The sequence below is a fragment of the Aeromicrobium sp. genome (assembly GCF_032084975.1).
Lineage (GTDB): Bacteria > Actinomycetota > Actinomycetes > Propionibacteriales > Nocardioidaceae > Aeromicrobium.
This window is the reverse complement of the sequence record NZ_DAMDLR010000084.1, coordinates 1-8,866: the sequence shown is the minus strand read 5'-3', so window position 1 is coordinate 8,866 and position 8,866 is coordinate 1. Positions and strand designations below refer to the sequence as shown.

Genomic DNA, 8,866 nt, shown 5'->3' with positions numbered 1-8,866 from the left:
GCGCGAGGCCAGGTCGCCGGGGCCCAGGTCGAGGACCCACTGGGCGCCCGCGTCGAGCGCGCCGGTGATCTCGGCGACCCAGTCGACCGGGTCGATGATCGAGCGCTGGGTGATGCGGCGCGCGTGGTCGGCGTCGATGCCGATCCGGGCGGCCCAGTCGGCGACCAGGTCGGCCGCGTCCGCGAGGTCGGGGTGGTGGAACGCGAGCGCCGAGCCGACGGGCTCGATGACGGGAGCGAAGGGAGCTCCGCCGGTCACCTTGCGATCACGCTCGTCCTTCTCCTGCGCGGCGACCTGCTCGAGGCGAGCGGTCGCGGCGGCCAGCGCCGACGCGGGGCCGGACAGCACGACGGAGCGGCGGCCGTTGCGGATGCGGCACACGGCGCCGGTCCCGTCGACGATCTGCTCGACGCGCTCGGGGACGACACCCGAGACGGCCAGCATCGTGTCGCCGAGCAGGCCACGACGACGGCCGACGAGCTGCGCGGCGGCACCGATCAGACGAGCCAGGGCGAGCACCTCGACCTCGGGGACGCCGGCGAGCGCCTCGGCGGTCAGCACACCCTGCGAGTGCCCGGCCACGGCGACCGGCCGGTGGGCGTTGACGTCGAGGCCCTGACGCGAGAGCGCGTGCAGGCCCGCCAGCTGGGCGAGGACGATGCCGGGCACCGAGGCGGCGGGCGACGTCACGTCGACGGGCAGTCCGGGTGCGTCGTCGTCCTCGGCGGACTCCCCCACGGCCAGCACGTCGACCCAGGCGATCGGATCGAACGGCACGCCCACGCGGGCGAGCTCCGTGGCGACCGGTGCGAGCATGCGATCGGCGCGGCGGGCCAGGTCGGCGACCTCGGCATCGAGCGCGAAGTCACGGACCAGCTCGGCGAGCGGCTCGAGCCAGGCCCCTCCCTGGCCGCCGAACACGAGAGCCCACGGCGTCCCGGAGCGCAGGTCGTCGAGCAGGCTGTCGGTGCGGTGGGTGGCGTGGACGGAGGGCACAGAGGTGTCGAGCGTCGTCATGTCCCCCATCATGGCATAAACATGAGGGATTCCTCATCTTTGATCTGAGGATTGCCTCATGTTTCATGTCACATTGACAAGCGAGGCGCCTGTGTTCGATGGGACTGGTGGGTTGTGTAACTCTGCGTTGCACACAGTGTTACGCACAGATTGGGGACAAGTGCCAGTCGAAAATCGAGGAAAAGCGGGACAGGCGCCCCAGAAATGACGAGCGTCCCGGCCGCCGAAGCGACCGGGACGCTCGAGGCGGACGTCCTCAGACCCCGCCGGTCAGCGTGAGACCGCCGTCGATCGTCAGGCACTGGCCCGTGACCCACGCGGCGTCCTCGGACAGCAGGAACGTGACGACGCCCGCGATGTCCTCGGGCTCGCCGAGGCGCTTCATCGGGTACGCCGAGGCGACCTCCTCCTCGCGTCCCTCGTACAGCGCGCCGGCGAACTTCGTCTTGACGACGGCCGGGGCGACCGCATTGACCCGCACCGCCGGAGCCAGCTCGAGCGAGAGCTCCTGCGTCACGTGGATCACCGCAGCCTTCGAGGCGCCGTACATCCCGATCATCGGAGCCGGCTTGAGGCCCGCGATCGACGCGATGTTGACGATCGCTCCCCCGTTGTCCCTGAGCGAGGCGGCGTACGCCTTCTGCGCCCAGGACACCGCGGCCAGCACGTTGACCTCGAAGATCTTGCGACCCGCGTTGAGGTCCATCTCGATCATCGGCCCGTAGGTCGGGTTGATGCCCGTGTTGTTGACCAGGAAGTCCAGACCACCGAAGTACTCGACCGCCTTGGCGATCGCCTCGTCCTGGTGCGCCGTGTCGTCGGCCGGACCGGCGACCCAGGCCGCGTTGTCCGGACCCAGCTCGGCCACCGCGGCCTCGAGGGCCTCGGTCTTGCGCGCCGTGATGACGACCTTCGCGCCATCGTTCACGAGGCGCTGCGCGACACCGAGGCCGATGCCGCGCGACGCGCCCGTGACGATCGCGACCTTGCCCGCGAAGCGGCCCTCAGTCACGACAGCCGCTCCAGGACCATGGCCATGCCCATGCCGCCGCCGACGCACATGGACTCGACACCGAACTGCTTGTCGTGCCACTGCAGCGAGTTGATCAGCGTGGACGTGATGCGCGCGCCGGTCATGCCGAACGGGTGGCCGACCGCGATCGCGCCGCCGTTGACGTTGAGCTTGTCCATCGGGATGCCGAGCTCGCGAGCCGAGCCCCACGCCTGGACGGCGAAGGCCTCATTGATCTCGTAGAGGTCGATGTCGTCGATGCCCATGCCGGCGTTCCTGAGCGCGGCCGGGATCGCCTCGACCGGGCCCAGGCCCATGATCTCGGGCGACAGGCCGGTGACGGCCGTGGACACGATCCGCGCGAGCGGGGTCAGGCCCAGCTCCTTGGCCTTCGTGTCGGACATGATCACCACGGCGGCGGCGCCGTCGTTGAGGGGGCAGGCGTTGCCGGCCGTGACGGTGCCGTCGGGGCGGAACACGGGCTTGAGGCTGCTGACGGCCTCGAGCGTCGTGCCGGCGCGCGGGCCGTCGTCCTTGTTCACGACGGTGCCGTCGGGCAGCGTGACGGGCGTGATGTCCTTGGGCCAGAAGCCCTCCTCGATGCGCTGCTCGACGAGGTTCTGGCTGCGGACGGCGAACTCGTCCTGCTCCTGGCGGCTCATGCCCAGGTGCTGCGCGACGTTCTCGGCCGTCTGGCCCATCGCGATGTACAGGTCCGGCAGCGAGCCGCCCTGACGCGGGTCGGTCCACGTGTCGGCGCCACCCTCGGCGCGCTTGGCGGTGCGCGCGACGGCCTCGGCGAACAGCGGGTTCTCGGTGCCCGGCAGGTCGGCGAAGCCGTTGCCGAAGCGGGACACGGTCTCGACGCCCGCGGAGATGAACGCGTCACCCTCGCCGGCCTTGATCGCGTGGAACGCCATCCGGGTCGTCTGCAGCGAGCTGGAGCAGTAACGGTTGACCGTCACGCCCGGCAGGTGGTCCATGCCCGACAGCACGGCCACGGCGCGCGCCAGGTTGTGGCCCGCCTCGCCGGCCGGCTGGCCCACACCCAGGTGCAGGTCGGTGATGTCCTTGCGGTCCAGGCCCGGCACCTTCGCCAGCGCGGCCTCGACCATCTGGACGGCGAGGTCGTCAGGACGCATGTCCTTCAGCGACCCCTTGCCCGCACGGCCGATCGGCGAGCGCGCGGTGGAAACAATCACTGCTTCAGTCATCTTGTCCTCTGGCTTTCGGTTCGTTGTACTCAGTTGGGCGGTATCAGTGGCGGGAGGGACGGCTGTGCGCCGGGACGTGGCTAGAAGCCCAGGTCGCGGCCGATGAGCTCTTTCATGATCTCGTTCGAGCCGGCCCAGATCTTGGTCACGCGGGCGTCGCGCCACGCGCGGGCGACGCGGTACTCGTTCATGAACCCGTAGCCGCCGTGCAGCTGCACGCAGTGGTCGAGCACGTCGTTCTGGACCTCCGAGGTCCACCACTTGGTCTTCGCCGCGTCGGTGGACGTCAGGTTGCGCTCGGCGTGGGCGGCGACGGCCGCGTCGACGTACGACTCGGCGACCTCGATCTTCGTGACCAGCTCGGCGAGCAGGAACTTGTTGTGCTGCAAAGAGCCGATCGGCTGTCCGAAGGCCTTGCGGTCGTGGCAGTACTGGATCGTCTCGGCCAGGATCTGCTTGGCATGGGCGACGTTCGAGACCGAGCACGAGAGCCGCTCCTGCGGCAGGCGCTCCATCATGTAGATGAACCCGCGGTCGACCTCGCCGATGACGCGGTCGTCGCCGACCCGGACGTTCTCGAAGAACAGCTCGGCGGTGTCGGACTCCTCCTGGCCCACCTTGTCGAGCTTGCGTCCGCGGCTGAAGCCCGCGTCGGTCGCCTCGATCGCGAACAGCGTGATCCCCTTCGCGCCCTTCTCCGGGGAGGTGCGCACGGCGGTCAGGACGAGATCGGCCGAGAAGCCGTTCGTGATGAACGTCTTCGAGCCGTTGATGACCCACTCGTCGCCGTCGCGCACCGCCGTCGTGCGCAGCGCGGCGAGGTCGGATCCGCCGCTGGGCTCGGTCATGCCGATGGCGGTCAGGATCGAGCCGTCGGCGCAGCCGGGCAGCCAGCGCTGCTTCTGCTCCTGCGTGCCGAGGTCGACGATGTACGGAACGGCGATGTCGGTGTGGATGCTCACGCACGACGCGAGCGCGGCCGTGACCTTGCTGAGCTCCTCGGCGAGGACCGCGTTGAAGCGGAAGTCGCCGGCGTCGGCCCCGCCGAACTCCTCGGGGATCTCGAGTCCGAGGAAACCCTCGGCGCCCGCCGCGGTCCAGAACTCGCGCGGGAACGACTTCGCGGCGACGAACTCGTCGGAGTACGGGCGGGCGTGCTTGTCCAGGAACGCGGCGCACGACGACCGGAAGTCCTCGTGGTCGGCCGAGTAGATGGTGCGGTCCATGCTGTCCTCTCGCGCGGAACGATGGCGGGAGCGACCCGCAGGTGACTAAGCGCTTGCTTAGTGTGACATTCCTGCGTCATGCTGTCCACCATGAGCACCGACCCGGCACCCGGCCGTGACCGTTCCGCCGCGACGCGTGAACGGCTGCTGGACGCCGCCGTCGAGGCGTTCGCCACGTCGGGCTTCGCGGGGACCACGACCCGCGACATCGCAGCCCGGGCGGGCATGAGCCCGGCCGCCGTCTACGTGCACCACGCGACGAAGGAGGAGCTGCTCTTCGAGATCTCGCGCCGCGGGCACCGCTCGGCCGTCGAGGTCGCCGAACGAGCCTCCGCGTCGGCCGACGACACCGTCGAGCGCGTCCGCGCGATCGTGTCCGAGTTCAGCCGCTGGCACGCGATCAACAGCCGGGTCGGGCGCATCGTCCAGTACGAGTTCGACGCGCTCACGCCCGAGCACCGCGCCGAGATCGCCGGCCACCGTCGCGCCAACGAGAAGATCATGCGCGACGCCCTTGAGGCCGGAATCGATGCCGGCGTCCTGACGGTGAGCGACGTCAAGGGCACGGCACTCGCGCTGCTGTCGCTCAGCATCGACCTGGTCCGCTGGTACCACCCCGAGGGCCAGATCACGCCCGACCAGATCGCGAAGCTGCACGGCGATCTCGCCGTGCGCATGGTCGCCGCCGCCTGACGCCCTCCGCCCCCCACTGCCCAGTCCGCGCCGCACGCCCACTTTTGGTGCGAGATTCCGCGCGAATGGCGGTGCTGGACGCAATCCCGTTCCAAAAGTGGCCGGAACCGCCGTCCCCGAAAGACGAAGAGGCCCGCGACGCCCCGGGGGAAGGCGCCGCGGACCCCATCGGGTCTGGGTGAGGCTCAGGCCTGGAGGACGGCCTCGGCGTTGATCTGCAGCGAGATCTTGTCGCCGATCATGACCTTGTCGCCCTCGAGCGGGATGTTGAAGTCGATGCCGAAGTCCTTGCGGCTGATCTGACCGGTGGCCTCGACGCCGACGCGCGTGCCGCCCCACGGATCCTTGCCCTCGCCGAGGAACTCGACGGCCAGCTCGATCGGCTTCGTGACGTCCTTGATGGTCAGGTCGCCGGTGACGACGAAGTCGGTGTCACCCTTGCGGACGACGCCGGTCGACACGAACGTCATGGTCGGGGTGGACTCGACGTTGAAGAAGTCGCCCGAGCGCAGGTGCGCGTCGCGGTCGGCGGTGCCGGTGTTGATCGAGGAGAGGTCGATCGTGGCGGTGGCGCTCGAGGCCTCGACGTTCTCGGCGGTGACGATGGTGCCCTCGAACTTCTCGAACTTGCCGCGCACCTTGCTCATGATGTGGCGGACCGTGAAGCCGATCTCGGTGTGGGTGGGGTCCAGCTGCCAGGTGCCGGGGGTGACGTCGCTCATGTGATTTCTCCTGAAGTCTGTGGTTGATCGTGATGTTGATCGTTCAACGAGATTGACGTTACACCATGGTTGAACTTTCAATCAAGTCGTTGAAGTTGTAAACTAACTCACATGACCGATCTGCCCATCGCCTCCGTCAACGAGACCCGCTGGCTCGACGCCTCGCAGCAGCAGGCCTGGCGCTCGTTCCTGGGTGGCACGACCGTGCTGATGGACCGCCTCGACCGCGATCTGCGCAACGAGCACGGCCTGTCGATGTCGGAGTACGAGATCTTGGTCAGGCTCTCGGAGTCACCGGACCGGTCGATCCGGATGGCGGACCTCGCCGCGGCGCTGTCGCACTCGCGCAGCCGCATCACCCACACGATCAGCCGGCTCGAGCGTGACGACATCGTCGTCCGGACGCAGTGCGGCACCGACGGTCGCGGCGTCACCGCCGTGCTGACGGACAAGGGCTTCGAGCTGCTCGCGACCGCCGCGCACACCCACGTGCGGGGGGTGCGCGAGTACCTGGTCGACCAGTGTTCCGACGAGGACCTGCAGGCCACCCAGCGCGTGATGGACGCGATCCAGGACGCGATCGGCGGCCGTACGTTCTGAGCCCCAGATATGTAGAGCTGCGTACCCTCTTCGGCTGAAAAAGGTACGCAGCTCTACACATCGTGCCCGCCGGGGGCGGGCTCGGTCAGTCGCGCGTCAGGCGGCGGTGCGTGACGCGGTGCGGGCGGGCCGCCTCCTCGCCGAGGCGCTCGATCTTGTTCGCCTCGTAGGAGGCGAAGTTGCCCTCGAACCAGAACCAGTTGCCGGGCTGGTCCTCGGTGCCCTCCCACGCGAGGATGTGCGTCGCGATGCGGTCGAGGAACCAGCGATCGTGCGACGTCACCACGGCGCAGCCGGGGAAGTCGAGCAGCGCGTCCTCGAGTGACGACAGGGTCTCGACGTCCAGGTCGTTGGTGGGCTCATCGAGCAGCAGCATGTTGCCGCCCTGCTTGAGCGTCAGCGCCAGGTTCAGGCGGTTGCGCTCACCACCGGACAGCACGCCGGCCTTCTTCTGCTGGTCCGAGCCCTTGAAGCCGAACGAGGCGACGTAGGCGCGGCTGTTCATCTCGAAGTTCGCGACCTTGATGAAGTCCAGGCCCTCGGAGACGACCTCCCAGACGTTCTTGTTCGGGTCGATGTTGGCGCGGTTCTGGTCGACGTAGCTGATCTTGACCGTCTTGCCGACCTCGAGCGAGCCGGAATCCGGCTCCTCGTTGCCCGTGATCATCCGGAAGAGCGTCGTCTTGCCGACGCCGTTGGGGCCCACGACGCCGACGATGCCGGCGCGCGGCAGCGAGAAGTTGATCTCGTCCCACAGCGTCCGGCCCTCGAAGCCCTTGGTCAGGCCCTTCGCGTCGAGCACGAGGTCGCCCAGGCGCGGGCCGGCCGGGATGTTGATGTCGGTGGTGTCGATCTTGCGGGCCTTCTCGGCCTCGGCGGCGAGCTCCTCATAGCGGGCCAGACGCGACTTGCTCTTCGTCTGGCGGCCCTTGGCGTTCGAGCGGACCCACTCGAGCTCGCGCTCGAGCATCTTGGCGCGCTTGGCGTCCTTCTGGCCCTCGATCTTGAGACGGTCCTTCTTGGTCTCGAGGTACGTCGAGTAGTTGCCCTCGTAGCCGTGGATCTGGCCACGGTCGACCTCGGCGATCCACTCGGCGACGTTGTCGAGGAAGTACCGGTCGTGGGTCACGGCCAGGACGGCGCCCGGGTAGGCCTTGAGGTGTCCCTCGAGCCACTGCACGCTCTCGGCGTCCAGGTGGTTGGTGGGCTCGTCGAGCAGCAGCAGGTCGGGCTGCTGGAGCAGCAGCTTGCACAGCGCGACGCGGCGGCGCTCACCACCGGAGAGGTTGTCGACCAGCGCATCGGTGGGCGGGCAGCGCAGCGCGTCCATGGCCTGCTCGAGGCGGCTGTCGATGTCCCACGCGTTCGTGTTGTCCAGGAACGTCTGCAGGTCGCCCGTCTCGGCCATGAGGGCGTCGTAGTCGGCGTCGGGCTCGCCCATCTCGGCGTACGCCTCCTCGAGCCGCTTCATCTTGCCCTTGATGTCGGCGACGGCCTCCTCGACGTTCTCGAGGACGGTCTTGCCCTCGGTCAGCGGGGGCTCCTGCTGGAGCATCCCGACGGACGCATCCGGGTCGCGGACGAGGTCGCCGTTGTTGGGCTGGTCGAGGCCGGCCATCAGCTTGAGCAAGGTCGACTTGCCCATGCCGTTGGGTCCGACGACACCGATCTTCGCCCCGTGCAGGAACGAGAGGGAGACGTCGTCGAGGACGACCTTGTCGCCGTGGGCCTTGCGGACATTGCGCAGAGAGAGGACGTAGTCAGCCATGATGACCCCCAGCCTAGCCAGCGACGCGGAACCTCAGCCCGCGAGGGACGATCCGGCTACTGCCCGGCGGTGGCCAGTCCCTGACGCCAGCGCTCGTAACGCTCCAGCTCGGCGCGGAGCCGGGCGACGACGGCACGCTCGGTCGTGCGGTTGATGGCCTCGGTGAGGCGCTCCTCGGCCCGGGCGCCTGCTCGCCGGGCGCCCACGGCTCCCAGCCAGCGCGAGGCGACCGTCAGGAACACCCCGAACAGCAGGCCTCCCCCGATCAGCACGATGGGCAGGCTCATCCCCAGCGGACGCGGCGCCCCGACCCACGGGTCGGGATCGACCAGGCCCGCCACCGCGGCCACGGCCCACGCGACGCCCACGAGGACGGCGATGAACGTGGCCCACTGCAGGAAGCCGACGGCGGTCCACCAGGCGGGCCGGTGCTTGAGTCCGAGGTCGACCGAGGCCACGGCCTCGTCGAGCTCCTCGATCACGTCGCGGGCACCGTCGCCGGCGACCGCGTCGAGCACGGAGGCGCGCCACGACCGGGACATGCCCTGGGTGGCCTGCTCGGCCGCCTCGCGCAGGGCGAGGTCGGCTCGTGCGCGCTGGACGGACGGCGAGAT

At 69.1% G+C, this 8,866-nt stretch carries 7 protein-coding genes and 2 pseudogenes; 2 read left to right on the top strand and 7 right to left on the bottom strand.

Translation table 11 applies throughout. From position 1 onward, the window contains the following. The 4 genes and pseudogenes from RT323_RS14390 to RT323_RS14375 all read right to left on the bottom strand — a co-directional run. Nucleotides 1–1,017: pseudogene (locus RT323_RS14390) on the bottom strand (3-oxoacyl-ACP synthase); the annotation flags it as partial. 256 nt (nt 1,018–1,273) lie between these two features. Continuing rightward, nucleotides 1,274–2,029: an SDR family oxidoreductase gene (locus tag RT323_RS14385; RefSeq protein WP_313409685.1), complete on the bottom strand. Its 756-nt coding sequence runs from the start codon at nt 2,027–2,029 to the stop codon at nt 1,274–1,276. After that, the gene (locus RT323_RS14380) at nt 2,026–3,243 is read right to left on the bottom strand and encodes an acetyl-CoA C-acetyltransferase (RefSeq protein ID WP_313409683.1); all 1,218 of its coding nucleotides are present in this window, start codon (nt 3,241–3,243) and stop codon (nt 2,026–2,028) included. Before RT323_RS14380 ends, RT323_RS14385 begins: the two co-directional genes overlap by 4 nt. A gap of 80 nt (nt 3,244–3,323) precedes the next feature. Then, nucleotides 3,324–4,469: an acyl-CoA dehydrogenase family protein gene (locus RT323_RS14375; protein ID WP_313409681.1), complete on the bottom strand. Its 1,146-nt coding sequence runs from the start codon at nt 4,467–4,469 to the stop codon at nt 3,324–3,326. A 90-nt stretch (nt 4,470–4,559) separates the two neighbouring features. Here RT323_RS14375 and RT323_RS14370 point away from each other — a divergent pair, with 90 nt between their 5' ends. Beyond that, on the top strand, nt 4,560–5,162 hold the full coding sequence (locus RT323_RS14370; RefSeq protein WP_313409679.1) for a TetR/AcrR family transcriptional regulator: 603 nt from the start codon (nt 4,560–4,562) through the stop codon (nt 5,160–5,162). Between the two features lie 185 nt (nt 5,163–5,347). Here the strand turns inward: RT323_RS14370 and RT323_RS14365 are convergent, their stop codons facing one another. Next, nucleotides 5,348–5,884, bottom strand: a complete 537-nt coding sequence (locus RT323_RS14365) for a YceI family protein (RefSeq protein ID WP_313409677.1) — start codon at nt 5,882–5,884, stop codon at nt 5,348–5,350. 111 nt (nt 5,885–5,995) lie between these two features. Between RT323_RS14365 and RT323_RS14360 the strand changes: the two genes are divergently transcribed. Next, nucleotides 5,996–6,484, top strand: a complete 489-nt coding sequence (locus RT323_RS14360) for a MarR family transcriptional regulator (protein ID WP_313409675.1) — start codon at nt 5,996–5,998, stop codon at nt 6,482–6,484. A gap of 85 nt (nt 6,485–6,569) precedes the next feature. Here RT323_RS14360 and ettA read toward each other — a convergent pair whose 3' ends face one another. Together ettA and RT323_RS14350 are read right to left on the bottom strand one after the other, a co-directional pair. Then, on the bottom strand, nt 6,570–8,252 hold the full coding sequence (gene ettA, locus RT323_RS14355) for an energy-dependent translational throttle protein EttA (protein ID WP_313409673.1): 1,683 nt from the start codon (nt 8,250–8,252) through the stop codon (nt 6,570–6,572). Nucleotides 8,253–8,308: 56 nt separating this feature from the next. Further along, nucleotides 8,309–8,866: pseudogene (locus RT323_RS14350) on the bottom strand (hypothetical protein); the annotation flags it as partial.

What these genes read in the sequence shown, in the direction of transcription:
- RT323_RS14380 (WP_313409683.1), bottom strand. Translation starts at nt 3,243, where the DNA reads ATGACTGAAGCAGTGATTGTTTCCACCGCGCGCTCGCCGATCGGCCGT.
- RT323_RS14375 (WP_313409681.1), bottom strand. Translation starts at nt 4,469, where the DNA reads ATGGACCGCACCATCTACTCGGCCGACCACGAGGACTTCCGGTCGTCG.
- RT323_RS14370 (WP_313409679.1), top strand. Translation starts at nt 4,560, where the DNA reads ATGAGCACCGACCCGGCACCCGGCCGTGACCGTTCCGCCGCGACGCGT.
- RT323_RS14365 (WP_313409677.1), bottom strand. Translation starts at nt 5,884, where the DNA reads ATGAGCGACGTCACCCCCGGCACCTGGCAGCTGGACCCCACCCACACC.
- RT323_RS14360 (WP_313409675.1), top strand. Translation starts at nt 5,996, where the DNA reads ATGACCGATCTGCCCATCGCCTCCGTCAACGAGACCCGCTGGCTCGAC.
- ettA (WP_313409673.1), bottom strand. Translation starts at nt 8,252, where the DNA reads ATGGCTGACTACGTCCTCTCTCTGCGCAATGTCCGCAAGGCCCACGGC.